This is a genomic window from Chloroflexota bacterium (assembly GCA_026706485.1).
Classification (GTDB): domain Bacteria; phylum Chloroflexota; class UBA11872; order UBA11872; family UBA11872; genus JAJECS01.
Map to the genome: position 1 here is coordinate 660,872 of JAPOYR010000011.1, position 25,218 is coordinate 686,089.

Here is a 25,218-nt window from a genome sequence, read left to right on the forward strand (position 1 = left end):
ATCAGGCTATAGGCACGCCCCCTTCACGTCGGCGCCGGGACGCCCACGGCGGCACCGGCAACCTCACGTCGAGCTCCGGATGCTTCGCGAGCGTGACGCGGCTCGCCGTCAGCGCGGCGATGTAGTTGTCGCGCGTGGGCTGCTCGTGCGCGTGGTCCCAGCAGGCGGCGACCGCATCGGCCATGCCCGAGAGTCGGGCGTCGGTCGTGCGGCTGGAGGCCTCGCGCCAGAGCGCGGCCACGTCGGCGAGCGCCGCGACGGCCTCGGGTGACGGGGCGAACGGCGCGCGTGCGCTGTCGACGGCCATCAGGCCGTGAATCCCGTGAGGAAGAGGCGCAGGACGCGAGCGGCGTGGGACTGAGCGCGGACATCGGTGTTGAAGGCCGCGTGCTGCGTAGCCGAGTCCGCCATCGTGAGGTAGACCCTTCGCCGGATGGCGTGAGCTTCTCGGGTGCGACAGGTCGGGCACGTCGCTTCGGCGGGCGTCGGCGCGACAGGCCCCCAGCTCAGTCCGCAGATCGGCGGCCAGGGGTGGCCGACGTGGGTCGCCTCGGCCATCACGCCACCTCTCGCAGGTCAAACACCGGCAGGCGGTCGCTCCACGGCCCGAAGCTGTCGTCGACCAGCGGCTCGGGGCCCAGGTCGATCTCGACGATCAGCTTCGAGCCCCAGACTCGCATGGCGCTCACGGCGGCGCGGTCGTCTTCGCCGCGCTCGATGCTGGGGTGGCTCACTCGGACGGTGCTGCCGGGCTGGATTATCTCGGCCATCACTTGACCTCCACGCCGTAGACGGCGCCGACCAGCCCGCGGACCAGCTCGTCGTCGCGCCGGTCGAAGCGCCAAGCCTCGCCGCCGACGATGGCGGGATGCCGCCCGTGGATCCGGCGGCCGCCGATCTGCCGTGCTTGGGCGGCGAATTCGGGGTCGTACGGTCCGGTTACGGTCAGGCCGCCTCTGCCGGGGGCCACGATCACGTCCATCTCCTGCTCCCTTCGCACGCTGGCCTTTCCAGCGACGTGGGGGTCCAAGTGGGGAGAGTCTTGGGCCCCCACGTCGCCGCCCATGCCCACCGGCATGGGGAGCGGCAGCGGCTGCTTCATCACGCCGCCGCCTGGCGCGTCGAGCATTTGGCGGTCTGGGCGATGTAGACCAGCCCCAAGCGGACCGCTTCGTTGACCGCCAGGTGTTCCGCAAACTCCGGGCTGCTGGCGTAGACCTTGGTCCGGATCGGGTGCAGATCCACGTACGTCGCGGGGCGGTTGATCGTGACCTCGAACAGCGGCCAGCCCTGCTCGCGGCCGCTCCAGGTGTCCGGCGTCTTGAACGTGCCGATCAGGACGTCGTTCCCGTCCGCGTCCGTCTCGCGTAGCTGCTCGGCGTCGCAGTGAACGTGGTCGTACTCGGCGCCGGCGAGGATGCAGGTCCGCCGGTGTCCGGCGTCGGTCGGCTCCCAATCGCCCCAGAGGTGGCTGGTGCACTTCCGCGTCGGGTGTCGCTTGCTGGCCATTACCCCAGCACCTCGACGTCGGCGATGTAGCGGCCGGCGCGGTTGTGGCGGTGGTTCTCGCGGATGCCGACCTTCGGGCGGTTGCCCTTGAGTGCAACCCTGGCGCTGCGGCGGATCCGCTTGTTCACCCGCCGCCGCTGCTGTCGCTTCGTCTTGGCCATCCCGTTCTCCCCTCGGTCCGCCGGCTCTTTCGGCGGTCTCGGGGTCGAAGCCTGGGCTTGGGCCCCGAGAGCGCCGCCGGTGCCGAAGCACCGGAGGCGTTGGCGGTTAGCAACCGAGAGCCTTGGCGACCATGCGGCGGGTCGGGGTTGAACCCCAGCCGTGGTCGTCGAACCAGACGGTCGCGACTTCGGCTCGGGCCAGGGCTGTGATGTTGCTCATCCCGCTCGTGCTCGCGTTCACGCGTGCGCCCTCGCGGACTTGCCGGAGCATCCAGTCGTCCAGCAGGGCCAGCGCCTTCTCGGGCTTGATGGGCTTGTCCTGGTTCTCATCGACCACCCGCTGCACCATGTGCTCGACGTTCTCGATGACGTCCAGGCGGGCTGCTGATAGGAGCGCGTCGCCGCCCCATGAGAAGGCGTGGGCTGCGTCGTACCCGCTCTTGGTCAGCTTCTCGGCGAAGCTCGCGAGCTCGTTCTGCGACTGCTTGCGCGTGCTGTCGATGGTCCACTGGAGGTTCTCCATCGCCATCTCTTGCTCGGTCGCCTGCTTGGTCTCGGTCGCCGTCTCTGTTGCCATCTCGTTCTCCCCTTGTGGGACTCAACTGATAGCTAAATATAGCGTGACTGCTAGCACCTGTAAAGCGTTTTCCGCGTGTTTTCGCGACAATTTTTTGATATTCTCAGAGCGTGAAGACTTATACGGCGGCCACAGCAGCTCGCGAGCTTGGCGTTCACCCGAGCCTGGTGACGCATTGGTGTCGCAACGGGCGCATCAAGGCGACCAAGCACGGCAAGGCGTGGCTGATCACCGAACGAAGCCTGCGCGCCTTCGAGCGCACGCGGCGCCCGCGGGGCCGGCCGTCGCCTTCGCCAGAGCGCAACGCCGCCATCGTGGCGGCCGTGGCGAGCGGTGAATCACAGCGGGTGGTGGCCGCTCGATTCGGAATCACGCAGCCGCACGTCTCTCACATCGTCCGCAGCGCCCGCGCCGACGCCGGCGACTGAGCGATCACGGCCGCTCCCAGACGTTCTTGTCGAGCAGCGGATGCTTATCGACGCGCGGGCGGCTGGGCGTATGCCACGACCGTCCCCTGACCTTCCCGACGAAGCGATAGCCAGCGGCGCGGAGGCTCGAACCGGGCTCCGTTACCAGCGTGTACGTGACGAGCTTGCGATAACCCATCGCGCGTGCGGCTCGCCACGCCGCCCCGTAGAGCATCGAGCACCCGTTCGGCACGCCCTCACGAACCGCCACGCGGGTGACTTCCGCCGTCCAGCCGTCTTGCAAGCCTTTTGCGACGGGGCGCCCGACGATGCACACTCCGCAGATTTCGTCGCGCTCGGCAATCGCGATGGCGAAGATTCCGCCAGGTGGCGCGGGGTGATGCCGGTGGTGGCGGTCCACCCACGCGCACGCGTCGCGCAGCGAGACTGGCGCCAGTTCGAGCCGGGGTCGCCTCAGAGCGCCATGACCTCCTGCGCCAACCGGTCGGCGGCCATCTCGCAGTAGCGTTCTTCGATCTCGATGCCGATAGCGCGACGCCCGCAATGCTTCGCCGCCACCAGCGTCGTGCCGCTGCCGGCGAAGGGATCCAGCACGGTGTCCGCGGGGTCCGTCCACTTGCCGACGATCCAGACGACGTGCCCGAGCTTGCGCGGCGTCGGATGGCCGGTCTGCTTGCCCTTGGGATCGGGGTCCATGCACTTGCCCGGAATGAGCACGCGCCCCGGCTCTACCGCCGGCGGCTCGCCGAACAGGTAGGCCACGTCGCTCGCGTGCAGGAGCCGCCCGATATACGAGGCGTTGGCATATTCGAGCCAGCACACGCGAAAGAACGGCAGCCGGTCCGGGATGGCCGTCAGCACTCGCGGGTCCGACGCGCATCCGAAGTGGACGGCTGCCCGTTTGCCCCGCCACAGGCGCGCCGACTCGGCCAGCAGCTCGCCGGGTCGATCTGCGCCTACGAGGTCCGGGCTGCTGTTCGGCCAGACGGGATCGGTCACGACGGTCTCGTAGCCGTCAATCTCGGGTAGTAGCTCGCGGCAGTCGCCGTGGTAGATCGTGACGCCGGCGTGCTCGTAGAAGGGCCTCACGCGACTAGCCGCTTATACAGCGTCAGCCATGCTCGCGCCGCCACTCGCGGTACGACGCCGTTTCCAAGGGCTCTAATCTGGTCCACCCGATAGGGAAACCCATGAACCAGCACGCCCACATCGGGTTGATCAGGCCAAGGACGGCATTCTTGCCGTGTGATTGCAGACCGGTGCGGCGAGAGGCCGTGAGCGTCGGCAACCGCCTCTGCAGCACCTCGCTCAAGGGCCGACTGTTGCGGGTGATATTGCTGGCGCCGCTGCGATGGTCGCGCGCCGTTAGCGTCGGGAGCATCTGCTGAAGCGCCGTTCGCAGATTGATCCCGCCGTCTCGCCCCTGACTTCCCGGGCCGCTCTCGGCGTCCGACTCCGTCAACGTTGGAAGCATCCGCATTAGCTGTTGGAGCGAGGGGCGTTCCCTGGCATTCGGTCCTAGAGACGTGTTCCGACCATATTCCTGTGCGGTCAACGTCGGAAGTAGCGCCCCCATCAACGTCGGGTTGCCCCTTGGATATCGCCGGCTCGCTCGGCTGGCGTCCGCCGCCACCAGCGTCGGCCAAGAGGTAGACCCGTCGCCGCCGATGGAAAGCTCCACTGGCTTCCGCGCTGAACACGCCCCACTCCGCAGCGAACCCGAGATCGGCCAGCGAGCCGAGTACGGCTCCAAGTCCGGTTGGAGCAAGGATGCCTGGCGGATTCTCCAAGAAGACGTGACGCGGTCCCACATCGCGAACGATTCGGGCGATATCTGGCCAGAGCCATCGCTCGTCCTCTTGCCCGCGCCGCTGGCCGGCGACGCTGAACGGCTGGCACGGGAACCCCGCAGTGACGATATCCACGACGCCACGCCACGGGCGGCCGTCGAACGTTCCGAGGTCACTCCAGATAGGCGCTTCGTCCAGGCAACCCTCCGCCATACGCGCGACCATGACCGCGGCGTTATAGGCTTCCCGTTCGACGTAGCAGATGGTTCGTGCCTCGGGAACGGCGAGTCGCACGCCGAGCTCAAGTCCGCCGACGCCGGCACATAGAGCCAGGACATTCACGCTGGCTCCGGTTGCGTCACCAGCCCAGATCCTCGGGCGACAAGGCGGGCTGGCGCCGGCGCCGCAGTCCGATACCGATATCCCGCTCGACGGACTCCCGGACGACGGCGATCACGACGTCTGGCGTCACGCCGAACACGTCCGCCACGCGAGCGGACGCATCGCCGTGGGGCGTCGCGTCGTATGCCGTGAGAATTCGGTCGACGATGCCCGGGCTCACTTCGTCCAGGCGCTCGCTCACCGACCGCCGCGGTTCCCTCACAGTGCGCACTGGTCGGGTGGGGGGGGTAGTGGTGGCGGGTCCGCGGGGACGTCGAAACCTCGCCAGCGCCGGTCGCATCGGCGAGAGCAGGCCCACTCCGAATCGCTCGTCGCAGCGAACACGCACCCGCACCAACGGCATAGCCTCTGGCGCTTGCGGGTCACCCGAGGGATCCCGCGCGGCGCGAACCGCCGCGGCGGTGTGGTTGGGGAGGCAGGGATCGAACCTGCGCTCCGGGAGTCAAAGTCCCGTGCCTTACCACTTGGCTACTCCCCATCGGCGGGCCCGGCCTTCGCTCCCAGCGCCTCTCGGACGGTCTCGGCGATCTGGCTGATCGGCACCGGCTCGCCGTCCGGGTCCGGGTCCGGCTCTTCGCGCGTATGCGCCTCCGGCCTTAAGGTTTCTTTGTTTTCCCTCTTATCTATTCCTTCAACCCTGGACACAATTGCGTCCGAGGTTGCGGACAGGGTGTCCGGGGTTGCGGACATCTGGGCCCCGCCGTCTTCGCCAACCTCGGACGATATGTCCGGGGTTGGGTTGGTGCTCAACCCGTTCGCGAGACGTACACGAACAAGCCGATAGAGCGTGCGCAGCCCGTGGTATTTGGGCTTGCGGAAGCCCGCCGGGAGTTCGTCCCAATCAGCCACCTCGAGTTCACCCGCCTCGACCATGGCGGACTGCGACCGCCGGACGCTGCGGTCGGTTACCCGGACGTCAGCCGCCAAGTCCGTCGGCGTGACCCAGCAGTACCCCAGGGGCGTCGTGTAGTTCGCCATAGCGCAGAGCACGTGATAGGCCGTGCCTGTGATTTCTGGCGGCGTCTGTCGGCGGATAACCGCCATCTCGTCGTAGCCCATCAGCCCGGCAACCAGTCAGGAGGTTCGGGAAGCTCCGACATCAACCGGGTTCCCTTCCAGAGGTTGCACGACGCATGGGCCGCCTGGAGGTTCTGAATCTCGTCGGTGCCGCCTCGCTGCATCGGCACCACATGATCGACGTGGATGCCTTCCCTCAACGCTGGCAAGCGCCCACCGCAGATTCCGCACGCGCCGTCCTGCCGAAGAATCAACACGTCGAGATGTCGCCGAATATTCCGGCCAGTGGCTGCCCGGCGCTCTGCTTCGAACGGCTTGACTACCGTCAGCCTGAGATGGCAATCATCCCACTGGCCGCGCTCGAGCTGGCCCCATCCGACCAGCCGCCGCACAGAGAGAACAACGTCCTGGAGGCTCAGCCGCGTGTCGCGCGCGATCTCGTCAAGCGACGCGATGACATGGCCGTCACCAAGTGCCTTGTCGGCCAACTCAAGGAGCACGAAGTAGTCCAGTCCAGCTATGGCGTCTGGTGTGTGACTGGCGACCAGTCCGCGCTCTAGGAGGCCCACTAGACGGCCAGCTCCTGAGCTTGCTCGACTTCCTTGAAGTGCCCGCGCCAGCCCGCGAACTGCATCTCGACCTTGCCGGTCGGCCCGTTGCGGTGCTTCGCAACGGTGAGCCGGACATCCCGGGGGCGATAGGCCGACGGATGCTCCTCTGACTTCGGCTCATGCAGGAACATCACGATGTCGGCGTCCTGCTCGATGGACCCGCTCTCACGTAGATCCGAGAGCCGTGGCGTGGGGTTGTCACGGGCCTCGGCCGCCCGTGAGAGCTGGGCGCAGGCGATCAGCGGCAGCCGCATCTCGCGCGCGATCTCCTTGAGCGTGCTGGTGATTTCGGTCACCTCCTGGACCCGGTTGTCCCGGCGCCCAGCGCCCTTGAGCAGCTGCAGGTAGTCCACGACGAGCAGGCCGACCTCGTGCTCCATGTAGAGCCGGCGGACCTTGCTGCGTAGCTGGACGATGGACATGCCCGGCGTGTCGTCGAGCAGGATCGGGTGCTCGCCCAGGGCAATCAGCGCCTTGACCACGCGATCCAGTTGGTCGTCGGTCAAGGTCCGGTCGCGGATGCGCAGGCTGTCGACTTCGGCCTGGTGCGCCAGAAGCCGGTACACGATCTGCTCCGACGACATTTCAAGCGAGAAGAATCCGACGGGGATCTGGTTCTGCGCGGCGGCTTGGAGCGCCACCTGCAGCGCGAATGCGGTCTTGCCCATGCCCGGGCGGGCGGCGATCACGATCAGGTCGGAGCGCTGGAACCCGCCGGTGAGCTTATCGAGGGTGGCGATCCCGCTGGGGATCCCCCGCAGCCCGCCGTCCTGGCCGGTCTCCATGAGGCTGTCGCTGACGGGCTTGATCGCCTCGACCAGCAGGCGCGGCTCGCTCTGGCTGGCTCGCCGCGCGATCTGGAACAGTAGCCGCTCGGCCTCCTCGATCACGGTGTCCGTCTCGGCGTCGGGCCGGTAGGCCAGGGACACCATCTGCCCAGCCGCCTGGATCACCCGGCGAAGCGTGCCGTGCCGGCGACAGATGTCGGCGTAGTGCTCGATGTGAAACGCCGTGGGGACGGCGTTGATCAGGTCGGCGATATAGGGCGGACCGCCGGCAAGGTCCAGGTTGCCCGCGCGCCGCAACTCGTCGGAAACAGTCACGGCGTCGGGCCGCACGTTGCGCTGGGCGAGAACCTGGACCGCCTGGTAGATCACCCGGTGCTGCTCGCGGTACAAGTCGTCCGGCGACACGATGTCGGCGGCGATCCAGTAGGCGTCCGCGTCGATCAGGAGCGCCCCGAGCAGGGAGCGCTCAGCGTTGAGGTCCTGGGGCGGCAGACGCTCGATTTCGGTGGTCACGCGTCCCATCCTGTTCGCGCCAGCTCGTCGAGCATTGCGTCGACGATTTCCAGCACCTCTTTAGCGATGGTGACCGGTGCGTTCGACGCGTCTACCATCCCGCCCGCTAGCACCTGGCCGGCCAGATAGGCTCGGAGGCTCATGCCCTCGATGCTTGGGGTGCTCGGTATGACGCGCCCATCAGACAACGTCCCTGGCGGAATTCCAGGCACCGGGAACGCTTGACCGCCGTTCTGCTGCCTGCCAGCCATCAGGCCGCCGCCCCTGGCGCCAGCGGCATCACCGCCTGCGTCGGCTCGGTATCCGTAACCGCCGACAGTTCGGCCATGTGGCTATTCCACGGGCCGTACTTCTCGAATTCGTCCAGGTAGCCCGCGCCGTAGTCGTACAGCGCGAGGGCCGGTTCCTCCGACTCGTCGTCGAACTCCATCCGCCGCAGCGCGTGGTAGCACATCGCCTCCAGATGCCGCTGCCCGATAGACCGCGGCAACAGGCCAGCGGCGAACGTGACGACGAAGCTCACGTCGGCAATCTCGGCGTCGTACTTCGCCAGCAGGGCGCGCTCTAGCGAATTCGAGCCGAGCGCCTTGACCTTCACCAACTCCTTCTGCGTCGCCTTCCAGAACCACGCGATGATCGGGCGGTTGTGCCGCAGCGTGGTGAGGTGCTCGTTCTCGAGGTCGGCCAGGAGCGCCTGGGCCAGCTCGCTGGCATCGGGGCATTCGATGAATGCGATGCCCTCGAACGCGGTCTTGGGGGGAACGTCGATGCTGGTCCACAGGTTCTCACCCATACGGAGAATCTCGCCGTGGGTGGTGCGGACGGTTTCCCCGCCCGAACTGATCTCAACGGTCGTGTCGTCGAAGTCAGGCTCGGACTCTGGCCGGGGCTCCGGCTTCTCCATCGTCTCCCCCTTGGAGTGTGAGCGTCAGTTCGACGCGCGGGTTCCGGGCGTCGTAGGCCCGGCGGGTCGTCCACTCGAAGTGCTCGTCGTCAATGTCGAGGGCGGTTGCGATCCCGTCCTCGAGGACTTTGATCACGTTGCTGGAGTCGCGGCGCTCGGTATCCGGCCGGTACCAGGTCATCGTGATGGCGATCACGGCGCCGGCGCTGCAGGCGGCCTTCCATCGAAACCGCAGGCCCTTGTGGTGAACCGCCTTGTTCCGGACGAGCCGAATAACGTCGTTCAGCCATGAGTCGGTCGATGCCGTCCGCCACGCGCGCCCGCGCCCAAATCCGTGGGAGTGGTTCACGCTTTCCGGGACTCCGGGGATCGTCGCCTGCAGCGTCGGCTCAGGCACCGGCCCCGGCCTCCGAGTTGAACAGGTCGTCCGCAGCCCGCACCTGGCGCTCGCCGTCGCCGGCGTTGATGTAGGTGATCAAGCCGAGCGACCGCAGCCGCCCCAGGTTGTTCGCGTAGGCGCTCGATCGCGGCGACGCCCCGACCTCGGCGGCCAGGTCGTAGCGCGGTGCCGCCTGTGGCCACCGCTCGAATAGGGCGCGCAGTAGCCGAGCCTGCGGCTCGGTCACCAGCTCTAGCCATCGGTCGCGCAATACGTCCAGCGTCGGCACGGCCAGAGGCGTTGCCGCCGCCGCATGCCCGGCCTCTCGCGTCAGGCAGACCATCCCGCTGGCGGGGTAGTCGATCAGCCCGCGCGTGCGCAGGCGTCCGAGATTGTTCGTGAACGCACTGGACCGCGGGCTGGCGCCCGCGAAGGCGGCCACGTGGGTTCGCTTCGCCGGATGGACGCCCATGACGTGTAGAACCGCCAGGCCGTCGAGGATGGCTTGCTGCGGGCGCGTCAGGTCGGTGAGCGGGTTGATCTCACAGTCGGACCCGCTCGCTGGGTCGTCGTGGGGCGATTTTCCTTGAGCGGGCGTAGTGTCTACTCGCGCCGGTGAAGTCTCGCGCCTCCGGTCGTCTAGCGACTGCGGCGCGGCCGGCCGCTGGGATTGCACGGACCTGAGCGCCTCGCTGGCGCGATCTAGATCGTCGGCGTACTGCTCCCAGCCGACGACGATCTCCTGCAGGCCGGCGCTATGCGCCCGCTCCGAATCCAGTTCCGCTCGCAGTGGTGCGGTGGCGGTGTCAACCTGCCGCGCGACCTCGGCGTCGTCGGGGCCCGACGTGCGCTCCAGTTGTCGCACTCGGCGCCGAAGCCCCGCGTTGTCGCGCCGCAGGCTTTCGATGTCCTGGGCCTCCTTCGCGGCGGCTTCCGGCAGGGTCGCCAGTTCCGCCAGCACCGCGCGGATCTCGTCGCTCGGTGGCGGCGGCTCGGTTGCCAGTCGGCTGCCGGTGGTCGGGTGCGACGTCTGGACGTCGCCGACGCGCAGCCGGTAGATGCCCTTGCCGTTCGCGATGGCCGGTCCGAACGCGAAGAATTCGCCGGGATCCAGCCCCCGCAGGTTCATCCGGTCCGCGCGTGTCGAGAGGCCGAGCACGTCGCCGGCGCGCGCCATGTCGACGTCCAGGCCGGTGCGCCCGATCAGCACGTTGTTGAGTTCAGCGGCGGCGTCCTTGCGCAGCTTGCTGAGCCGCTGTGTCGCCAGCACCGCGCACATGCCGCGCTTGCGCCCGCGCGTCGCGAGATCCACGACGGCGCTGCCCGACTCGGCCTTGCCGCGCTCGGGGCAGAACACGTGCGCTTCGTCGACGACCACCAGCACGGGATGCCAGAGCCGCTTCGGGAGATTCACCAGCGCGGTAAGGAAGCGGTCCACGAACGCGATGCGCTCGTGCTGCTTCAGCTCGTAGATGTCGAGGATGGCGGACACGCGCAGTTCCATGAGCTTGCGCGCCAGCAGGTGCGCCGAGCGCGGTTCGACGGGGCAATCGCCGCCGTCGCCGGCGGCCGCCAGCACGTAGTCGTGCCGCTCGCGCAGCGTCGCGAACTCCCCCTCGGGGTCGATCACGAGATGCTGAACCGCACCGTGGCTCTGTTCGAGCAGGCGCCGCAGCAGCCAGCTCTTACCGCCGCCGCTGTTCGCCTGGACGAGCAGGCGCGTCGAAATGAGGTGCGGAACGTCGAGGCGCAGCGTGCGTCCGCCAGCGCCCAGGCCGAGTTCAATGTGATCGGTCGCGCCCATCATCGCCGTGCCCGGCCAATCGACATGCCATCGACGCGGTAGGTGCTTGTCGATCCGCAGAGGCACTCGACCTCCACCTTGGCCTCATACCGGCCATCCATGCCCGGGCGTTGGATCGTGTGCAAGGTCCCGCAGTCGTGGCAGCGGACCACCTGCAGGCGGAGGGTGCGGCCCCATCGCGGCTCGCTCGGGTCGTAGACGATCTGTGTCTCACCACTCGCTTGATCGGTCATGCCGGGTACTCGTCCCAGGTCCGCCCGTCGAGTTCGCGGTCGCGGCCCGAGTAGAAGGCCGAGCCTTGCTTGTAGAAGAACGCCACGCCCGCCTCGATGCACTGGTCGCGCACCGCGCGCACCCAGTCCTTGTCCAGCGGGCGCCGCTTGTGGCCGCTCTCGCCGCCGACGATCACCCAATCGATGACGGGATGCCAGCGCACCTCGTCGTAGCCGCAGCTGGCGCACTGGCCGTCGATGGTCACCGCCGACACGTAGGCGTCACAGGCGTCGCACCACCAATCCCCCTCGTCGATCCACGCCGAGAGATCGACGGGGCCGAGCATCGGCTCGATGCTCAAGAATCGGACGGCCGCCGGCGTCTTGAGCAGCCACGGGATCCGCGCGTCCGCCCACTGCTGGTTCTCGATGCTCACACCCAGCCAGATGTGAGGCGCGGGTTCTCGCGAGTGCCAGTACAGGGAATCCTCTCGATGGCGCACCGCAGAGGTCAGGACGTCGTGCATTCGGCGATGTCTCTTGGTCAATACCTGGAACACGTGCTGCGACGCGATCCACATTTCCGCGAACACCAGATCGATGAACTCCGCGGGTACGCTCTCGTGGAACAGATCCGACATGCTGTTCACGAATACCCGCCGGGGCTTGCGCCACCCCGAGGGCTTCCACAGCACGTCGCGATGCAGCGTCACGCCGAACCCAGGACCCGACCGCGGCGGCTTGCCGTCCCGCTGGTAGCGCCGGTTGCCCATCCGCTGGAGCCGAGCAGCCTGGGTCAGCGCATAGCAGTTGTCGCAGCCCGGGCTGATTCGGTCGCACCCCGTGACGGGATTCCACGTGGCGTCCGTCCATTCGATGCGCGACTTGTCGCCCATCAGCCCGTGCTGCTGGCGATCCGCGCAGCGACGCTCGCCACGGTGACTAGGCGGTGGTCGCGCTCGGCCACCCACCCCTGCCGGGCATCCGGGTCGGTGGCGATCCTGAGTTTATTCACGGCCCGCGACAGCTTGCCCACTTCTTCGACCAGCACCACGACCTGCTCTTCTGGCGTCACGTCCTCAAGGTCAGCGACGCCGACAGACGAGAACCGATGGCGAACGTCGTGGGTGTGCTTACGCACCTTCTTGTGAAAGCGAATGAGGGCGCTTCGCTGCTGACTGGTCATGCTAGAAGTCCCCCGGCGCGACCTGGTAGCAGGTGATGCCCTGCGAGCGCCAGAGGTCGACCATGCGGGTGCGATCCTCAAACACGAGGTCGGGCTTCCAGGGCGACTCCTCCAGCCACTGCGCCTTGAGCACCGTGTCGTGGCGGCGGTCGTCGTCGGGCCGCATGCGCAGAACATCTTCCTCTGGGATACGGCCATACATATCTGGCAGCCATAGGTCGTGCCGACGAAGCCAGCACACCGTGTCGGCGCGGCAGCGTTCGGGGCGGGCCGTCCAGATCGCCAGATTGCCGAAGCCCTTTACCTGCATCAGCGTGCGAAAGAGACGACGGGTCGCCTGAATTGGGATGTCATACGTGGCCTGCGCGAAGAACGCGTCCCAATCCTTGGGGTCTTGCTCCAGGAAGTGGATGCGGTGCGCGGTGTCGGCCAGCGTCCCGTCTAAGTCGAAAACGATATTCACTCGACCTCTCCTTCCATCCACGCGGCGATCCGCCGCTGCCAGCGGCGCACACTGATTGCTGCCGCCAGGCCGATCAGTACGACCGCGTAGCCCACGGCCGCCAGGCACGTCATTCCTCCTCCTCGCCGTCGAACTTGCGCTCGAAGGCCTCGCGCTGTTCGTCGGACATCGGCCCCACGACCCAGTGATCGGTGAGGCGCTCGACCTCCTGCTTGAGGGCCTGGACAGACTCATCGGAGAACGGCTGATTCAGGAACCGCTGGATGTCGTCCGCGATCCCCATGCGGGAGAAGATGCCGGGGCCGCCGGCTTCCATTCGGTCTTCCTCCGTCTCCCGCATCCACGACGGCTTGCCGTACAGCTCCGCCCACTGCGGATACACCGCCAGCACGCCGTTGACGTGGCTCTTGACCACGTAGGGGCCGGCTTGTCTCATGAGCGCCGTCCGGCGCACGCGCTTGCCCATCAGCCACCCACCACGGCTTGAACGCCGGTGAGCGTGCGCGGGTCGGCAAAGACTTCCGACTCGCCGCGACCGAAGAACCGCGCCATCACGTGCTCGGGCGCCACCGTCGCCTTGTGAATCGGCTCGGGCGCGCCCGTCGCGAAGCGCCGCGCGAAGAACCGAGCGACCTCGATGTCCGTGGACCACGCCACGCCGTCGGGCATGCCGCCGCGCCAGATCGTCAAGTCGGTGGACGGGCGCGGCGTGTCGGGCCTGTCGGTGCAGAACCCAAGCTCGTGCAGCAGCGCCAGCACGTCGTGCACCAGGGGGTTGGCCAACGTGTCGTCCAGCTCGGCGTCCGGCCAGACCCACGCCAATGCCTCGGACAGCGCCGCCTGATCGGCCTCCCCGTCCCGCCAGATCTCGATCAGGCGGCTCAGGCGATAGGGGCGCTCGTACAGCGTGAGGGCGTCGGTTGGCGAACGCTCGGCTACCAGCTGCGCCTTGTGCTGGAGCTTCGCGTTGTAGTGGGCGTTCAGCTCCGGCGAGTAGATGTCAACGACGAAGGGGTGATGCACGAAGCGCATCCCGGCGCCGACGTCCCGCAGGCAGTGCTCAAGCGCGGGATCCAGGTCGGCGGGGGGCGGTGGCCAGGCCAGCTCGGCTCGGCTCACGGCGCGTCGCTCCGTTGTCGCACTTCGTGGTGGCAGCGGTACGTCTCGCCCTCACGCTCCCAGCGCAACACGAGTTCGTACCCCTCGACCAACGGGAACGCGTCGTCAACGTCGCCGACCGATCGGCACGTCGCGTAACCGAGCAGGCTTCGAATGTGCTTAGCCCATATGACGCAGCCGATGGCGAACGCCGCCACGCGGCGTTCCTCGGCTGTCGCTTTGCCTGTCCCGTTGGTGCTCGCGCCGCTCACAGGAGCCGTCCACTGGCGCGCGCCATGCGGCGTCGGCTCGCGCGTGTGCGCAAATGCTCGGGCCGGTCCCCGCAGTGGGGTTCGTCACAGTGCGGGCTTTCCCAGCCGTGGCCGCGAGGGTGATTGGAGAGCCAGCGTTCGTGCGCCAGGAGTCCCGGCGTCAGACGCTTCGGCGAGATCGGCCAGCGGCTCCCCCACGGATCCCGCTCCATGAGCGCGATGCCGCTGCCGACTGGACCGAACACGCTGCTCAGCTTCTCGGCCCGCTCGGAGCTACCCCCGTGCATGAGTTTGCTCATAGATAGAGGCGCACGGGCAGCTACGGAGAGCCACCGGCGACCGCTCCCAGGGCGTCAAAACAGAAGGGAGCGTACCCGATAGGTACCGAGGGGAATCGGCAGTAGGGCATGCGGGATTCGAACCCGCGATCTCCGCCTTGAGAGGGCGGTGTCCTAGGCCGCTAGACGAATGCCCCATGCGGCTTTCGGCCGCCCGCCATGCTACCGAAACGGCATTGCGCGGTGTAGCTGCGTAGAATCGAGGGCCGAGGGCAACGCTGCTTGCCGTGGCCCTCACCCTGACCCTCTCCCAGAGGGAGAGGGTATCGAACCGGAATTCGAAGGAGAGCCACCACGCCTAGCCAGATCAGCGCCGATGTTTGACACCCTGACCGAACGGCTGGGGGGCGTGTTTGAGCGCCTCGGGCGCCGTGGGCGGCTGTCCGAGAAGGACGTCACAGCCGCGCTGCGCGAGGTGCGCATGGCGCTGCTCGAGGCCGACGTCAACTTCAAGGTGGCGCGGGATCTCGTGGCGGGCATCCGTGAGCGCGCCGTGGGCGCCGAGGTGCTCGAAAGCGTCACGCCGGCGCAGCAGGTCATCAAGATCGTCAACGATCAGCTCGTCGAGCTGTTGGGCACCGAGGCGGTGCCGCTGGCGACCGCTTCGTCGCCGCCCACCATCGTGATGCTGGTGGGCTTGCAGGGATCGGGCAAGACCACGACGGCGGCCAAGCTGGCGCTGGGCGCCAAGGGCCGCGGCGGCACGCCGCTGCTGGTGGCCGCCGACACGCAGCGTCCCGCCGCGATCGACCAGCTGGTCACGCTGGCAGGGCAGGTTGACCTGCCGGTCCACGAAGAAGGCACGAGGCCCAAACCGCTGGATATCGCCGTCAACGGCGTGGCGCGCGCCCGCGCCGAGGGCCACAGTCACGTGATCCTCGACACCGCCGGCCGGCTGCAGGTGGACGACGCTTTGATGGACGAAATCGGGCGCATCTCGAAGCGCGTCAAGCCCGATGAGACGCTGCTGGTCGCCGACGCGACCACCGGCCAGGAGGCGGTGGCCGTGGCGGAGGCCTTCCATGCCCGCAGCCCGCTCACGGGGCTGATCCTGACGAAGCTCGACGGCGACGCCCGGGGCGGTGCGGCACTGTCGGTGCGGGCGGTGACCGGGGTACCGATCAAGTTCGTCGGCACGGGCGAGGCCGTCGAGCCGCTGGAGACGTTTCACCCCGATCGCATGGCCTCACGAATCCTGGGGATGGGCGACGTGCTCTCGCTGGTCGAGCGGGCCGAGCAGGTCATCGACGAGCGTCAGGCCAAGGAGATGCAGCGCAAGATGCGCGAGGCGTCCTTTGGGCTCGACGATTTCCTCGATCAGCTGGAGCAGGTGAAGAAGATGGGGTCGCTGAGCCAGGTGATGAGCATGCTGCCGGGCATGAGCGGCGCGCTCAATGACCCCGAGGTGCGGCAGGCGGTCGAGGGCGAGGGACTGCGCCGGTTCGAGGCGATCATTCTCTCCATGACGCCCCAGGAACGCGCGTCGCCGGACATCATCACGGGCCGTCGTCGGCGGCGCATCGCCGCCGGCAGCGGAACGTCGGTGCAGGACGTGAACCAGCTGCTCAAGCAGTTCAAGCAAGCCCGCCAGATGATGCAGATGATGAGCAGCGGCAAGATGCCGGCGGGACTCAAGGGGCTATTCGGGGGCTAGGCGCCCCAATCCGTTCGGCAGCCCCTTCGACAAGCTCAGGGCGAACGGATTCGGAGAGCGCCCGTCGTCATCTTTCAAACCATCCCTAGCCGAGCGCCGGCGCGTCGCCGACCAGCTCGTGGTCGCGCCTATCGGTCAGGAACATGTGGCCGGGGGCGTGGGTGATCATCAGCGGCGGGCGCGAGGCCTGCGCCACGGCCTGGGGCGTGACCCCGCAAGCCCAAAAGACCGGAACTTCGTCCTCACGCATTTCGACGGGATCGCCCCAGTTAGGCGCCGCGATATCGGCAATGCCCAACGCTTCCGGATCGCCGGCGTGCACGGGCGCTCCATGGACGCGCGGATAGCGGGCCGTGATTTCGTGGGCCTCGTCCACCCGATCGGCCGGGATGGGCCGCATGCTGACGACCATGGGACCGGCGAACGGGCCCACGGGCGTGCATTCGACCGAGGTGCGATACATCGGCACGATCACCTCTTGCTCGAGGTGACGCAGCGGAAATCCGGCGTCCTGCAAGGCATTCTCGAAGGTGAAGCTGCAACCGAGCAGGAATCCCACCATGTCGGCTCGCCAATGCGCCAGGGCTTCGGTGGGCTCCCCGCCGCGCGCTTCCCCGTCAACGTATACGCGGTAGCGCGGCGCGTCGCGACGTATGTCGGCGCCGGGAGCGAATCGTGCCGGCTCGGCGTCGCCAACCGCGGTGCGCTCCAACAGCGGGCACGGCTGGGGATTGGCGATGCAGAAGGCCTCGAAGTCGTCGGCCAGAGCGGCCGGCAGCATGACGAGGTTCGCCTGGACGTAGCCCGGGGCCAGGCCGGCGGTGGTCGCGGCCCACGAGCCTTCGCGGCACGCCGCGCGCACGGCCGCGCCCGTTTCGAGTCGTTCCGTGTTGGCCATGCCGGGCGCTCGTGATCCGAATCCCCTCATCCTAGCCTTCTCCCCAAGGGAGAAGGAACCGGACGCTCCAGGCCGCCAGTCAATCATGGGAGAAGGGGGCGGACAGCGCCTGCCCGCCGGTGATGAAGGTCATGGGAATAGTTCTGAGAATCCGCCCGATGCCAGGCCTCCAGCGCGCCAATGGGTTCGTCCGGACTGGATTCCGGCTTCCGCCGGAATGACGGAGGAGTTTCGTGAGGGTCTCGCGACGTGAGACGGGACTGGGTTATGCCGCGCCTGGGGCTCCTCGGCAGCGGTCGACGATGGAGCGCAGGCTGGCGAGCATCCGCGCGTTGACCTCGAGCGAGTGGCCGTCGACCATGGCGGTGTTCGAGCGGGTCATGCCGTCCACGGCGCCGGCCGCCACCAGGCGCTCGATCCACTCCTGCTCGGTGTCGCCGTCCGGCAGCGTGTCGCGCCCGGTCACGAAGTCCAGCATGGCGACGAGGCCGTAGGCGCCCCAGTTGCTGACTTCGGCCAGCAGCAGGTGCGACGCGCGGGTCACGCTGACGCCGGGGATGAGACCCTTGGCCTGGAGGGAGGGCGCGATGACGCCCATGCCGATCTCGTTGCCGCCGTCGCCGACCGCGACCGAGAGGGGCGCGCGCATGAGCGGGTCCAGCGCCGCGGCAATGCCGGTGATGTCCTCGCCGCGCATGGTCAATCGACGCCCGTCCGCCGTGGCGCCCGGTCGCTCGATCGCCACCACCAGGTCCGGAGAGTATTCACGGCGCAGCGCCTCGCAGGCCGCCTGGGTGTCGCGCTCGGTGATGGGCGCCGCAATGACCGGGCCAATATCGGCGAGCAGCGCATCAACGACGGGAAACGTCGTATCGCAGGCCACGGTCACCACGCCCCACCCGAGCGCCGCGAGCGTTTGGCCCACCGCCATCGCTCCCGGCGGACCGTCGGTTTCCCCAATCCCGCCGACGGGAAATCCCGTGAGGAGCATGGCCTGGGCGGGCGGGCGATCCGCGATGGCCGTTGCCGCGCGGGCAAAGGCGTCGCCGGGCAGCAGCCTGCGGCAGGCTCCTAGGCCTCGGCTGTCCGTGGGAAAGACAACCTCAGCAATCTCGACCGCCGCGGCGGCGTTGCGGTGCCGGCTAGTTGTCATCCAGTTGGACTCTTAAACGTCGGTCCGGGGAGCATACGCGACGCGGGTTGGCGTTCGGCGACGCACTTTCTCAGGTTCCGCCAATGACGCCGAATGCGGCGAGGCCGCCGATAAAGAGCACGCTCCCCGAAACCGCCACCAGCGCCTCGGTGCGGGCGATGCCCCGCGGCAGCAGCGCCATGACTCCCATGTTCACGGCCGCATGGACGGGTATGAGGGCGATCACCAGCAGCGGCCAAGCCGCGACGAGCAGCGTGAACCCAATGTGCGCGGCGCCGGCGAACAGCCGCTCGACGACGCCCCAGGCCGGCGAGATGTCGCGGTCCAAGCCCATCTTCGCAAGCTCTTGCCGAGCCTCCAGCGCCTTGGGGTCAGCGCGCCGCAGGAGCGCGAGCCTGACGAATCCGACCTGCATCCCGTAGACGGCCTCAATTGCCGCCCAGCCCGCGCCGATGGCGTAGACCGTCGCGAAATCCTGGCCGGCGATGAGCACGACGCCCAGCCGCACCAGCTCCTCGGCCGGCCCGGCCAGCGCGGGCGTCCAGCGACGCATGACGTCCGGTCCCGCGCCCAGTCGCCGCAAGCCCAGGATGACCGGCAGCCGCAGCGCCAGCGCCAGCACCCATCCGAGCGCCCCCGCCCCGAACCAGCCCCAGGGCACCTCATGGCCCAACCCGACCGGGAGGAAGACCAGGGCCGCAGTTGCGGCGAGCGCACCGACACCGCCCGCCGCCTGCCCGAGCACTCCCCGTAACGGCGTCCGGCGCTTCATGCGTGCGTCCCGCGAGCAGAGACGCCGTCTGCCGACAGATTCAGTCGGGCCGCCGCGCTACAGATCGAGGTTCACCGGCTCCCACTGGCGCGACTTGGCGCTGCGGTAGGCCGCGTCGATCACCATGTTGGCGATATAGCCGTCGACGAAGTCCTCATCGGACGGCTTGCCCTGGCTCAGGGCCTCGACGAAGTGGAACATCTGGCCGTGGTAGCCGTACTGCCAGGCCTCGTCGGCTTGCGGAAAGGTCCAGCCGGTGTCGGAGTCGGCCTTTTCCTGCACGTAGCCGATGGAGTTGAGGCTGAAGGCCCGTATCGGCGTGCCGTGGGTCGAGTTGATGTGGATCAGACCGTCGGTGCCGTAGACCTCGGTGCGCACGTCCATGCCGCCGTGATTGCTCCAGCCGGCTTCGACCTGGCCCAGGCTGTCGTTCTCGAAGCGGATCAGCGCAATGGCGTTGTCCTCGAACGGCACATCGTGCTCCAGGGTGTCGGCCCAGCAAAAGACCTCCTTCGGCATCACGTCCTTGCCGACGAAGATGCGGCAGGCGGCCACGGCGTGAATGCCCATTCCCAGCAGCGGGCCGCCACCGCTCTTTTCCACGTCCCAGGCGTAGCTGGCGTGTGAACCGGTGTGCGCCTCGCGCGCGCGAACGATGAGCACCTTGCCAATGGCGCCGTCCTCCACCGCCTGCCGCGCCCGCAGCACGTCCGGCATGAACGCTTCGGTCTCGGCGTAGCCGTGCCACACGCCGTGCTCGCGCACCGCGTCAAGGATGGTCTTGGCCTCGGGGCCGTTGCGACCCAACGGCTTGGTGCAGACCACGGCTTTTCCTGCCTCGGCGGCCGCGATGCAGGCCGGCGCGTGAGCGTCGTTCGGCAAGCCGACGGCGACCAGATCGACGTCATCACGCGCGACCGCCGCCTGCATGTCGGTGGTCCACTCGGGAACGCCCCACTCGGACGCGAACTTCGCGGCCCGAGCCTCGGTCCTCGAAAAGTTCACCACGACCTCTTGGCCCGGCACGTAGCGCAGCGCGCGCATGAAGAAGTCACACACGAAGCCGCTGCCGAGCATGGCGATGCGAATCATTTGGACGCTCCCCCTTTTGGAGACCTTTGCATACGTGGTCGACATCCCGCGCCGAAGCCCCGAATCCCCCTCACCCTAACCCTCTCCCTCAGGGAGAGGGGACCGGACCCGCTCCCCGGTCCCTGCTCGTGGGGATTCGCCAAGATCTCGGCAAGGAGTAGGGAACCGAACCTGCTTTCCAATCTCCGCTGGGCGAATCGTGCAAGAGCTCCCTTTGGCTCTACGAGCCTCCGGCGCCGAAAACCAGCGCCAGCATGCCGAAGTCGACGAGCAATACCAGTAGGGCGATGGGAATGCCGGCGCGCGCATAGTCGCGCGGACGGAAGTTCCCCGGTCCCATCACGAGCAGATTGACCGGATGCGCGTAGGCGGTGATGAATCCGGTCGAGGCCGCCAGAGCGACACCCATGGCGAACATGCGCGGGTCGGCTCCCACGAGGGCGGCGGCGCTGAGCGCCACGGGCGCCATGAGCACCGCGGTGACGTGGTTCCCGAGGACGTGGGTGAACATCGCAGTGAGCAGGAGCATGCTGGCCAGGACGATCCCCGGCCCACCGGCGCCGAGCGACTCGGCCAGCGACTCGCCCACCAGCGACGCCGCGCCGCTCCGACGCATGGCCTCGGCCAAGGTCAGCATGCCGCCGATGACCACGATGGCGCGCCAGTCGACGGCGGCCAGCGTCTCGCGGCCGCGAACGCAGCCGGTGGCGACCATGGCCGCTGCGGCCGCCAGCGCCACGATGGCCACCGGCGCCGCCTGGAGCATGAGCGCGATGACGAATCCGGCCACGATCGCAATCGCCAACGGCGCCTGCCGCGGGCGCAGCGTCAGGCCCACGCGCTCGGTCACGATCACAAAGTCAGGGTCGTCGCGCAGCTCGGCGATTCGCGGCAGCGGTCCCAGCACGAGCAGCGCATCGCCAACGCGCAGCGGCATGTCGTGGAGGTGGGTGCGCCGCGGCGCCCCGTCACGCCAGATTCCCAGCACGCTCAGCCCATACCGGTCGCGGAAGCTGAGCGAGGGCACCGTCTCACCCACCAGCGTGCTGCGCGGGGCCAGCGATGCCTCGGCGAACTCCACATTCTCGGTTTGCAGCGCGGCGGCGCCCAGGGTCGACGGCCGCGGCTCCGGCAGCGCGAATCGCTCCCGGAGCCGGACGATGTCACGGTTGCGGGCGCTCATGACCAATACGTCGCGCGCGTGCAACCTCACTTCGGGCGCGGGGGCGATGTCCGTCCCGCCCTGCCGCTGAATGGCCACGATCGAGATGCCGAAGTCGGTGCGGATGCCGCTTTCGCGCAGGGTGAGGCCCACGAGCGGGCTCGCGGGTGGAACGGCGACTTCGTACAGGCGTTCCTCGAGCCGATAGGGCACGTGGTCTTCGCGGGCGCGCGGCAGCAACGCGTCACCGGCGGCGCCGGACGCATGCCGCGGGAGCAGGCGACGCCGCCCGAGCACCAGCGCCAGGATTCCGGCGACCAGGATCGCCGCTCCGAACGGCGTGAAGTCCAGCAGGCCGAACGGCTCGATCCCTTCCTGGGCGACGACGCTGTTCACCAGCAAGTTCGACGGCGTTCCCACCAGGGTGAGGGCGCTGCCGAGCAGGGTGGCGTACGACAATGGCAGCAACACGCGAGAAATGGGAATCCTGAGCTCGCGGGCGGCGGCCACGGCAGCCGGCAGGAGCACGCCGCCGGCGGCAATGGCGTTCATGAACCCGGACAGCAACGCGGCGGCGAGCACGGTGACGGCGATCAGCCGCGCTTCGCTGTTGCCGGCAAGCCGGCCGATCAGACGGCCCATCAGGTGGGCCACACCCGTGTTCGCGAGTCCCGCGCTCATCACCATGACCGCGCCGATCGTCACGACTGCGCTGTTGGAGAACCCACGCAGTGCCGCTTCCAGGTCGATCGCACGGCCGAGGAACAGGGTCAGCAGCACGCCGATGGCCGTCACCTCGAACGGCACCCGTCCGCTGGCCAGAAGAACGACCGCCACGCCCACGACCACCAGCACGAACACGATCTCGCCGGTCATCCGAATGCCCCGCGCCGCATCCGGTGGCTAGCCCTCGTCCTCTTCCGGTGGGAGCAGCGTCGCAGCTCCCTCGACGTAGGTCGGATAGCGCAGCTCGACGCCGAGCTTCGTGCGCACTTTGGCGTTCGAGGTCGGATACGAACCAGTCACCAGGCCAAACAGGCTGGAGGAAATCGACGCCTTTGTGCGCGTCACGCTGGTGAAGCCCTCGTGCAGCTTTACCAGCCCCTGCACCAGGTATTTGGGTGACGACCGCGGCGGACGCGCCCCGACCTGCGCCGCCAGGTAGCGCAGGTACTCGCCGGCCGGGGCCGGGTCGTCATCCACCGCCAGGTACAGCTCGCCGGAGCGTCCTCGGAGCGCCACAGCCTCGAGAATGGCGGCGGCGTCCTCCACGTGGATGCGGCTGGTCGGGTGCTTGCCGCCGCCAATGAGCCGCAGATTGCCGCCTCGCAGCGACTCGAGCGTTCCACCCCCTGGGCCGTAGACCGTCCCCGCCCGCACGATTCGCGCCGGAAGTCCCTCCGATTCGTATTGCTCCAGGAGGTATTGCTCCGTTTCAAGATTGAGCCGTCCCAGCACGGTATTTGGCGCCGGTGGCGATTCCTCGGTCAGCGTGTCCCGAGACCCTGCGCCAAACACGGCCATCGTGCTGCCATAGACGAACGAGGCGATTTCGGTCCCGCGCAGTGCCTCGACGACGTTCATCACGCCGCGGATGGTGCGCCGCTCCATGTCGTCCTGACTGTCCGAGACGCTGCGCATCACGTAGAAGACGTGTTCGCCGTCCCGGCCGAGGTCTTCCAACTCGTCCGGGTCGCCCACGTCGGCGAGCTCGATCGTGACGCCAAGCTCATCAAGCTCGGGAGCCGCGTCTTCGTGCTCGTCGATGCCGCGGACATCCCAACCCGCAGCCGCCAGCCGGCGCGCCAGGGCGCTGCCGGTGAATCCGGTGATGCCGATGATGAGCCCGCTGGGCATGCGTTCGCGACCGGGTGGAGACGGTGTCTACATCGTGACGCCACGCCTCGCGCCCGTGCAAGCCGCCTGGAGTCGCTAGGCTAGGGACATGGAATCCTCGGGCGAACGCCTGCGCGTCGGAGTCATCTTCGGCGGACGCTCCGGCGAGCATGAGGTGTCGCTGCGGTCGGCGGCGTTTGTGATGGATTCGCTCGACCGCGCCAAGTACGACGTGGTGCCAATCGGCATTGGCAAACAGGGCGAGTGGCTGCTGGACGCCGATCCGATGCGACAGCTGAGCGCGGCGCCCGCCGCCGACTCCGGCGAGTCGCTGCCGGTCACGCTGCCGACGGCGCATCTCCCCGCCGCGGGAAGGGCGTCGGTTGGGGCGCTCGACCTGGTGTTTCCGGTGCTTCACGGCACCTACGGTGAAGACGGCACGGTGCAAGGGTTGCTGGAGCTTGCCGACTTGCCCTACGTGGGCTCAGGCGTCACGGGCTCGGCCGTGGCCATGGACAAGGGCGTGGCGAAGGCGATCTTGCGCGACCACGGCCTTTCGGTGGGTCTGTGGCACGTCGCGACCGTGTCGGCCTGGCGGGCCGATCCAGCCGCCGTGCGCGCGGAGGTCGAGGCGCGGCTGACCTATCCCCTCTTCACGAAGCCCTGCAACCTGGGGAGCAGCGTGGGGGTGTCCAAGGTCAACCACGCCGGTGAGTTCGACGAGGCCATGGCCGCCGCGGCCGAGTACGACCGCCGCATCATCATCGAGCAGGGCGTCCCGAACGCGCGGGAGATCGAGGTCAGCATCCTCGGCAATGATCAACCCGAGGCCTCGGTGTGCGGAGAAATCGTCCCGGCGACCGAGTTCTACGACTACGCCGCGAAGTACGAGGACGACCGGTCACAGGCCATCGTCCCGGCCGACCTGCCGCCGCGGCTGGCCGATCGCATTCGCGGGGACGCCGTGCGGGCGTTTCGCGCCTTGGATTGCGCCGGCTACGCGCGGGTGGACTTTCTGGTCGACGCCGAGGCGCTGGAGCCGGTGATCGGGGAAATCAACACTATCCCCGGCTTCACCGAGATCAGTATGTATCCCAAGCTATGGGAAGCCAGCGGCGTCCGCGCCCGGGAGCTCATGGACCGGCTGATCCGGCTGGCGCTCGAGCGCCACCAGGAACGCCGGAGCCTGCGGACGTCCTACACGTAGGGGAGTTCGACATAGAGAATCTCGGGGCGGTTCGCAAACCGCCCCAGTATCAAGTACGGGGCAGGTCTTACTCGTGTCCCGATTCGTCTAGCGGGCGCTAGATTCCCGGCTTCGGAGGTCCCTGCGAAACCCAGCCAAACGCGACGATCACCGGGCGAATACTCTCCGCCTCCAGATTCACTGAAGGGTGGATTCCCGCCTTCGCGGGAATGACGGAGGGGTTCCGCAGAGGTCTCCGCGTGGGTGGGCGGGGCTAGAGGCCCGTCATTTCGCGGAGCTTGGCCACCGTGAATCCCGGCTGCTGCGCAAACTCCTTGCGCCCGGCCTCGTAGTCGAGAACCTGACGCGACGCTTCCGCGAGCTCGCCCGCCACTTCGTCCGGGATGACCACTACGCCGTTTTCATCGGCGTGGACGAGATCGCCGGTCTTGATCGGCGTGCCGTCGAGGATCACCGGCTCGCCCGGCTCCAAGCTCACCGACGTGCCGTGGGACACGGTGATGCCGCGGGCGAAGTACTGCACGCCAATCTCGCGCACCTCGGAGAGGTCGCGCACGCACCCATCGGTGACGACGGCCACGCCGCCCAGCGCCTTGAAGATGGTGGCCATGACGTCGCCGAAGTGGCAGGACTTGGCCGGATTGTTGCCGGAGTCCTGGATCACCAGGATCGTCGGGCTCGGCGACCGCTCGACCAGCTCCCACAGATCCATCTGCCCCGACGGATTGCGGCGGCGCCCATGGGTGGTGCTGTCGCCCTTCACGGTCACCGCGTAGCCCACCACGGCCTCGCCGATCTCGGGGAACAGGCACCGCACGTCGCTGCCGAGGTAGCCCTCGGTCTTGTCCCGGACGTTGAACTCTTCGATCGCGTTGGCGATCGTGGCGGAATCGATCTGGCGCAGCTCTTCGAGCTGTTCGGGCGTCAAGTTGACGGCCAAGGCTCACCTCGTGGCGTCCTTCACACACGCGGGGCAAACCGTAGCACGGTGT

The 25,218-nt window shown here is 68.1% G+C and carries 37 protein-coding genes and 2 tRNA genes; 5 read left to right on the plus strand and 34 right to left on the minus strand.

Annotated features, from left to right (window positions below; translation table 11 throughout):
• Position 1 precedes the first annotated feature (1 nt).
• The 7 genes from OXG79_12605 to OXG79_12635 form a co-directional block, all read right to left on the minus strand.
• Complete coding sequence (locus OXG79_12605; GenBank protein MCY3784607.1) at positions 2–307, minus strand: hypothetical protein; 306 nt, start codon at positions 305–307, stop codon at positions 2–4.
• A complete protein-coding gene (locus OXG79_12610) occupies positions 307–558 on the minus strand; it encodes a hypothetical protein (GenBank protein ID MCY3784608.1) in 252 nt (83 codons plus the stop codon). Before OXG79_12610 ends, OXG79_12605 begins: the two co-directional genes overlap by 1 nt.
• Complete coding sequence (locus tag OXG79_12615) at positions 558–770, minus strand: hypothetical protein (GenBank protein ID MCY3784609.1); 213 nt, start codon at positions 768–770, stop codon at positions 558–560. The genes OXG79_12610 and OXG79_12615 overlap by 1 nt, the downstream gene beginning before the upstream one ends.
• Complete coding sequence (locus tag OXG79_12620; GenBank protein MCY3784610.1) at positions 770–1,129, minus strand: hypothetical protein; 360 nt, start codon at positions 1,127–1,129, stop codon at positions 770–772. The genes OXG79_12615 and OXG79_12620 overlap by 1 nt, the downstream gene beginning before the upstream one ends.
• Positions 1,102–1,509, minus strand: coding sequence for a hypothetical protein (locus tag OXG79_12625; GenBank protein MCY3784611.1), 408 nt, complete (start codon positions 1,507–1,509; stop codon positions 1,102–1,104). Before OXG79_12625 ends, OXG79_12620 begins: the two co-directional genes overlap by 28 nt.
• Positions 1,509–1,670: a hypothetical protein gene (locus tag OXG79_12630; protein ID MCY3784612.1), complete on the minus strand. Its 162-nt coding sequence runs from the start codon at positions 1,668–1,670 to the stop codon at positions 1,509–1,511. Before OXG79_12630 ends, OXG79_12625 begins: the two co-directional genes overlap by 1 nt.
• A gap of 106 nt (positions 1,671–1,776) precedes the next feature.
• Positions 1,777–2,247: a hypothetical protein gene (locus OXG79_12635; GenBank protein ID MCY3784613.1), complete on the minus strand. Its 471-nt coding sequence runs from the start codon at positions 2,245–2,247 to the stop codon at positions 1,777–1,779.
• A 110-nt stretch (positions 2,248–2,357) separates the two neighbouring features.
• Between OXG79_12635 and OXG79_12640 the strand changes: the two genes are divergently transcribed.
• Positions 2,358–2,675: a helix-turn-helix domain-containing protein gene (locus tag OXG79_12640; protein MCY3784614.1), complete on the plus strand. Its 318-nt coding sequence runs from the start codon at positions 2,358–2,360 to the stop codon at positions 2,673–2,675.
• 4 nt (positions 2,676–2,679) lie between these two features.
• Here the strand turns inward: OXG79_12640 and OXG79_12645 are convergent, their stop codons facing one another.
• Positions 2,680–3,075: a hypothetical protein gene (locus OXG79_12645; GenBank protein MCY3784615.1), complete on the minus strand. Its 396-nt coding sequence runs from the start codon at positions 3,073–3,075 to the stop codon at positions 2,680–2,682.
• Between the two features lie 53 nt (positions 3,076–3,128).
• Positions 3,129–3,764 carry a site-specific DNA-methyltransferase gene (locus tag OXG79_12650; GenBank protein MCY3784616.1) on the minus strand — a complete coding sequence of 212 codons (636 nt, stop codon included), beginning with the start codon at positions 3,762–3,764 and terminating at the stop codon, positions 3,129–3,131.
• 578 nt (positions 3,765–4,342) lie between these two features.
• On the opposite strand from OXG79_12650, the gene OXG79_12655 reads away from it, so the two are divergent.
• Positions 4,343–4,792: a hypothetical protein gene (locus OXG79_12655; GenBank protein ID MCY3784617.1), complete on the plus strand. Its 450-nt coding sequence runs from the start codon at positions 4,343–4,345 to the stop codon at positions 4,790–4,792.
• Positions 4,793–4,823: 31 nt separating this feature from the next.
• Here OXG79_12655 and OXG79_12660 read toward each other — a convergent pair whose 3' ends face one another.
• The 4 genes from OXG79_12660 to OXG79_12675 form a co-directional block, all read right to left on the minus strand.
• Complete coding sequence (locus OXG79_12660) at positions 4,824–5,048, minus strand: hypothetical protein (protein ID MCY3784618.1); 225 nt, start codon at positions 5,046–5,048, stop codon at positions 4,824–4,826.
• Between the two features lie 223 nt (positions 5,049–5,271).
• Positions 5,272–5,345: transfer RNA gene (locus OXG79_12665), tRNA-Gln, on the minus strand.
• Complete coding sequence (locus OXG79_12670) at positions 5,336–5,926, minus strand: hypothetical protein (protein MCY3784619.1); 591 nt, start codon at positions 5,924–5,926, stop codon at positions 5,336–5,338. The genes OXG79_12665 and OXG79_12670 overlap by 10 nt, the downstream gene beginning before the upstream one ends.
• Positions 5,926–6,054 (minus strand): HNH endonuclease, encoded by a 129-nt coding sequence (locus tag OXG79_12675; GenBank protein MCY3784620.1) that lies wholly within the window; start codon positions 6,052–6,054, stop codon positions 5,926–5,928. The genes OXG79_12670 and OXG79_12675 overlap by 1 nt, the downstream gene beginning before the upstream one ends.
• Here OXG79_12675 and OXG79_12680 point away from each other — a divergent pair.
• Positions 6,001–6,444, plus strand: coding sequence for a hypothetical protein (locus OXG79_12680; GenBank protein ID MCY3784621.1), 444 nt, complete (start codon positions 6,001–6,003; stop codon positions 6,442–6,444). The genes OXG79_12675 and OXG79_12680 overlap by 54 nt on opposite strands.
• Before the next feature lie 8 nt (positions 6,445–6,452).
• Here the strand turns inward: OXG79_12680 and dnaB are convergent, their stop codons facing one another.
• From dnaB to OXG79_12750, 14 genes are all read right to left on the minus strand, one after another.
• Entirely contained in the window at positions 6,453–7,796 is a 1,344-nt protein-coding gene (gene dnaB / locus OXG79_12685) for a replicative DNA helicase (GenBank protein MCY3784622.1), read from the minus strand.
• Positions 7,793–8,047 carry a hypothetical protein gene (locus OXG79_12690; protein ID MCY3784623.1) on the minus strand — a complete coding sequence of 85 codons (255 nt, stop codon included), beginning with the start codon at positions 8,045–8,047 and terminating at the stop codon, positions 7,793–7,795. The genes dnaB and OXG79_12690 overlap by 4 nt, the downstream gene beginning before the upstream one ends.
• Positions 8,047–8,700, minus strand: coding sequence for a hypothetical protein (locus OXG79_12695; GenBank protein ID MCY3784624.1), 654 nt, complete (start codon positions 8,698–8,700; stop codon positions 8,047–8,049). Before OXG79_12695 ends, OXG79_12690 begins: the two co-directional genes overlap by 1 nt.
• Positions 8,663–9,097 (minus strand): RusA family crossover junction endodeoxyribonuclease, encoded by a 435-nt coding sequence (locus tag OXG79_12700; GenBank protein ID MCY3784625.1) that lies wholly within the window; start codon positions 9,095–9,097, stop codon positions 8,663–8,665. Before OXG79_12700 ends, OXG79_12695 begins: the two co-directional genes overlap by 38 nt.
• The gene (locus tag OXG79_12705; GenBank protein MCY3784626.1) at positions 9,090–10,886 is read right to left on the minus strand and encodes a DUF87 domain-containing protein; all 1,797 of its coding nucleotides are present in this window, start codon (positions 10,884–10,886) and stop codon (positions 9,090–9,092) included. The genes OXG79_12700 and OXG79_12705 overlap by 8 nt, the downstream gene beginning before the upstream one ends.
• A complete protein-coding gene (locus tag OXG79_12710; GenBank protein ID MCY3784627.1) occupies positions 10,883–11,116 on the minus strand; it encodes a hypothetical protein in 234 nt (77 codons plus the stop codon). Before OXG79_12710 ends, OXG79_12705 begins: the two co-directional genes overlap by 4 nt.
• Positions 11,113–11,991 (minus strand): phage Gp37/Gp68 family protein, encoded by an 879-nt coding sequence (locus OXG79_12715; protein ID MCY3784628.1) that lies wholly within the window; start codon positions 11,989–11,991, stop codon positions 11,113–11,115. Before OXG79_12715 ends, OXG79_12710 begins: the two co-directional genes overlap by 4 nt.
• Entirely contained in the window at positions 11,991–12,281 is a 291-nt protein-coding gene (locus tag OXG79_12720) for a hypothetical protein (protein ID MCY3784629.1), read from the minus strand. Before OXG79_12720 ends, OXG79_12715 begins: the two co-directional genes overlap by 1 nt.
• 1 nt (position 12,282) lies before the next feature.
• Entirely contained in the window at positions 12,283–12,744 is a 462-nt protein-coding gene (locus tag OXG79_12725; protein MCY3784630.1) for a hypothetical protein, read from the minus strand.
• 109 nt (positions 12,745–12,853) lie between these two features.
• Positions 12,854–13,180 (minus strand): hypothetical protein, encoded by a 327-nt coding sequence (locus OXG79_12730; protein ID MCY3784631.1) that lies wholly within the window; start codon positions 13,178–13,180, stop codon positions 12,854–12,856.
• A gap of 29 nt (positions 13,181–13,209) precedes the next feature.
• Entirely contained in the window at positions 13,210–13,863 is a 654-nt protein-coding gene (locus OXG79_12735) for a hypothetical protein (protein ID MCY3784632.1), read from the minus strand.
• Positions 13,860–14,114, minus strand: coding sequence for a hypothetical protein (locus OXG79_12740; protein ID MCY3784633.1), 255 nt, complete (start codon positions 14,112–14,114; stop codon positions 13,860–13,862). The genes OXG79_12735 and OXG79_12740 overlap by 4 nt, the downstream gene beginning before the upstream one ends.
• Entirely contained in the window at positions 14,111–14,401 is a 291-nt protein-coding gene (locus tag OXG79_12745) for a hypothetical protein (GenBank protein ID MCY3784634.1), read from the minus strand. Before OXG79_12745 ends, OXG79_12740 begins: the two co-directional genes overlap by 4 nt.
• A 114-nt stretch (positions 14,402–14,515) precedes the next feature.
• A tRNA-Glu gene (locus OXG79_12750) sits at positions 14,516–14,589 on the minus strand.
• Between the two features lie 179 nt (positions 14,590–14,768).
• Between OXG79_12750 and ffh the strand changes: the two genes are divergently transcribed.
• A complete protein-coding gene (gene ffh / locus OXG79_12755) occupies positions 14,769–16,106 on the plus strand; it encodes a signal recognition particle protein (protein ID MCY3784635.1) in 1,338 nt (445 codons plus the stop codon).
• A gap of 85 nt (positions 16,107–16,191) precedes the next feature.
• Here ffh and OXG79_12760 read toward each other — a convergent pair whose 3' ends face one another.
• The 6 genes from OXG79_12760 to OXG79_12785 all read right to left on the minus strand — a co-directional run bounded on the left by OXG79_12760 (position 16,192) and on the right by OXG79_12785 (position 23,040).
• Positions 16,192–17,004, minus strand: coding sequence for a putative hydro-lyase (locus OXG79_12760; GenBank protein MCY3784636.1), 813 nt, complete (start codon positions 17,002–17,004; stop codon positions 16,192–16,194).
• Between the two features lie 265 nt (positions 17,005–17,269).
• A complete protein-coding gene (locus tag OXG79_12765; protein MCY3784637.1) occupies positions 17,270–18,157 on the minus strand; it encodes a DUF4392 domain-containing protein in 888 nt (295 codons plus the stop codon).
• A gap of 70 nt (positions 18,158–18,227) precedes the next feature.
• A complete protein-coding gene (locus tag OXG79_12770) occupies positions 18,228–18,929 on the minus strand; it encodes a hypothetical protein (protein ID MCY3784638.1) in 702 nt (233 codons plus the stop codon).
• 57 nt (positions 18,930–18,986) lie between these two features.
• Positions 18,987–20,021 (minus strand): Gfo/Idh/MocA family oxidoreductase, encoded by a 1,035-nt coding sequence (locus OXG79_12775; GenBank protein ID MCY3784639.1) that lies wholly within the window; start codon positions 20,019–20,021, stop codon positions 18,987–18,989.
• 220 nt (positions 20,022–20,241) lie between these two features.
• Positions 20,242–22,059, minus strand: a complete 1,818-nt coding sequence (locus tag OXG79_12780) for an SLC13 family permease (protein MCY3784640.1) — start codon at positions 22,057–22,059, stop codon at positions 20,242–20,244.
• A 27-nt stretch (positions 22,060–22,086) separates the two neighbouring features.
• On the minus strand, positions 22,087–23,040 hold the full coding sequence (locus OXG79_12785) for an NAD-dependent epimerase/dehydratase family protein (protein MCY3784641.1): 954 nt from the start codon (positions 23,038–23,040) through the stop codon (positions 22,087–22,089).
• A gap of 88 nt (positions 23,041–23,128) precedes the next feature.
• Between OXG79_12785 and OXG79_12790 the strand changes: the two genes are divergently transcribed.
• Complete coding sequence (locus OXG79_12790) at positions 23,129–24,226, plus strand: D-alanine--D-alanine ligase (protein MCY3784642.1); 1,098 nt, start codon at positions 23,129–23,131, stop codon at positions 24,224–24,226.
• Between the two features lie 253 nt (positions 24,227–24,479).
• Here the strand turns inward: OXG79_12790 and OXG79_12795 are convergent, their stop codons facing one another.
• The gene (locus OXG79_12795; GenBank protein MCY3784643.1) at positions 24,480–25,166 is read right to left on the minus strand and encodes an RraA family protein; all 687 of its coding nucleotides are present in this window, start codon (positions 25,164–25,166) and stop codon (positions 24,480–24,482) included.
• Between the last annotated feature and the right edge of the window lie 52 nt (positions 25,167–25,218).

Bases quoted from the DNA above. Each gene is read 5' to 3' on its own strand.
- OXG79_12605 (MCY3784607.1), bottom strand. From the start codon at position 307: ATGGCCGTCGACAGCGCACGCGCGCCGTTCGCCCCGTCACCCGAGGCC.
- OXG79_12610 (MCY3784608.1), bottom strand. From the start codon at position 558: ATGGCCGAGGCGACCCACGTCGGCCACCCCTGGCCGCCGATCTGCGGA.
- OXG79_12615 (MCY3784609.1), bottom strand. From the start codon at position 770: ATGGCCGAGATAATCCAGCCCGGCAGCACCGTCCGAGTGAGCCACCCC.
- OXG79_12620 (MCY3784610.1), bottom strand. From the start codon at position 1,129: ATGCTCGACGCGCCAGGCGGCGGCGTGATGAAGCAGCCGCTGCCGCTC.
- OXG79_12625 (MCY3784611.1), bottom strand. From the start codon at position 1,509: ATGGCCAGCAAGCGACACCCGACGCGGAAGTGCACCAGCCACCTCTGG.
- OXG79_12630 (MCY3784612.1), bottom strand. From the start codon at position 1,670: ATGGCCAAGACGAAGCGACAGCAGCGGCGGCGGGTGAACAAGCGGATC.
- OXG79_12635 (MCY3784613.1), bottom strand. From the start codon at position 2,247: ATGGCAACAGAGACGGCGACCGAGACCAAGCAGGCGACCGAGCAAGAG.
- OXG79_12655 (MCY3784617.1), top strand. From the start codon at position 4,343: ATGGAAAGCTCCACTGGCTTCCGCGCTGAACACGCCCCACTCCGCAGC.
- OXG79_12670 (MCY3784619.1), bottom strand. From the start codon at position 5,926: ATGGGCTACGACGAGATGGCGGTTATCCGCCGACAGACGCCGCCAGAA.
- OXG79_12680 (MCY3784621.1), top strand. From the start codon at position 6,001: ATGGGCCGCCTGGAGGTTCTGAATCTCGTCGGTGCCGCCTCGCTGCAT.
- OXG79_12690 (MCY3784623.1), bottom strand. From the start codon at position 8,047: ATGGCTGGCAGGCAGCAGAACGGCGGTCAAGCGTTCCCGGTGCCTGGA.
- OXG79_12695 (MCY3784624.1), bottom strand. From the start codon at position 8,700: ATGGAGAAGCCGGAGCCCCGGCCAGAGTCCGAGCCTGACTTCGACGAC.
- OXG79_12705 (MCY3784626.1), bottom strand. From the start codon at position 10,886: ATGATGGGCGCGACCGATCACATTGAACTCGGCCTGGGCGCTGGCGGA.
- OXG79_12710 (MCY3784627.1), bottom strand. From the start codon at position 11,116: ATGACCGATCAAGCGAGTGGTGAGACACAGATCGTCTACGACCCGAGC.
- OXG79_12715 (MCY3784628.1), bottom strand. From the start codon at position 11,991: ATGGGCGACAAGTCGCGCATCGAATGGACGGACGCCACGTGGAATCCC.
- OXG79_12720 (MCY3784629.1), bottom strand. From the start codon at position 12,281: ATGACCAGTCAGCAGCGAAGCGCCCTCATTCGCTTTCACAAGAAGGTG.
- OXG79_12730 (MCY3784631.1), bottom strand. From the start codon at position 13,180: ATGAGACAAGCCGGCCCCTACGTGGTCAAGAGCCACGTCAACGGCGTG.
- OXG79_12745 (MCY3784634.1), bottom strand. From the start codon at position 14,401: ATGCACGGGGGTAGCTCCGAGCGGGCCGAGAAGCTGAGCAGCGTGTTC.
- ffh (MCY3784635.1), top strand. From the start codon at position 14,769: ATGTTTGACACCCTGACCGAACGGCTGGGGGGCGTGTTTGAGCGCCTC.
- OXG79_12760 (MCY3784636.1), bottom strand. From the start codon at position 17,004: ATGGCCAACACGGAACGACTCGAAACGGGCGCGGCCGTGCGCGCGGCG.
- OXG79_12765 (MCY3784637.1), bottom strand. From the start codon at position 18,157: ATGACAACTAGCCGGCACCGCAACGCCGCCGCGGCGGTCGAGATTGCT.
- OXG79_12770 (MCY3784638.1), bottom strand. From the start codon at position 18,929: ATGAAGCGCCGGACGCCGTTACGGGGAGTGCTCGGGCAGGCGGCGGGC.
- OXG79_12775 (MCY3784639.1), bottom strand. From the start codon at position 20,021: ATGATTCGCATCGCCATGCTCGGCAGCGGCTTCGTGTGTGACTTCTTC.
- OXG79_12780 (MCY3784640.1), bottom strand. From the start codon at position 22,059: ATGACCGGCGAGATCGTGTTCGTGCTGGTGGTCGTGGGCGTGGCGGTC.
- OXG79_12785 (MCY3784641.1), bottom strand. From the start codon at position 23,040: ATGCCCAGCGGGCTCATCATCGGCATCACCGGATTCACCGGCAGCGCC.
- OXG79_12790 (MCY3784642.1), top strand. From the start codon at position 23,129: ATGGAATCCTCGGGCGAACGCCTGCGCGTCGGAGTCATCTTCGGCGGA.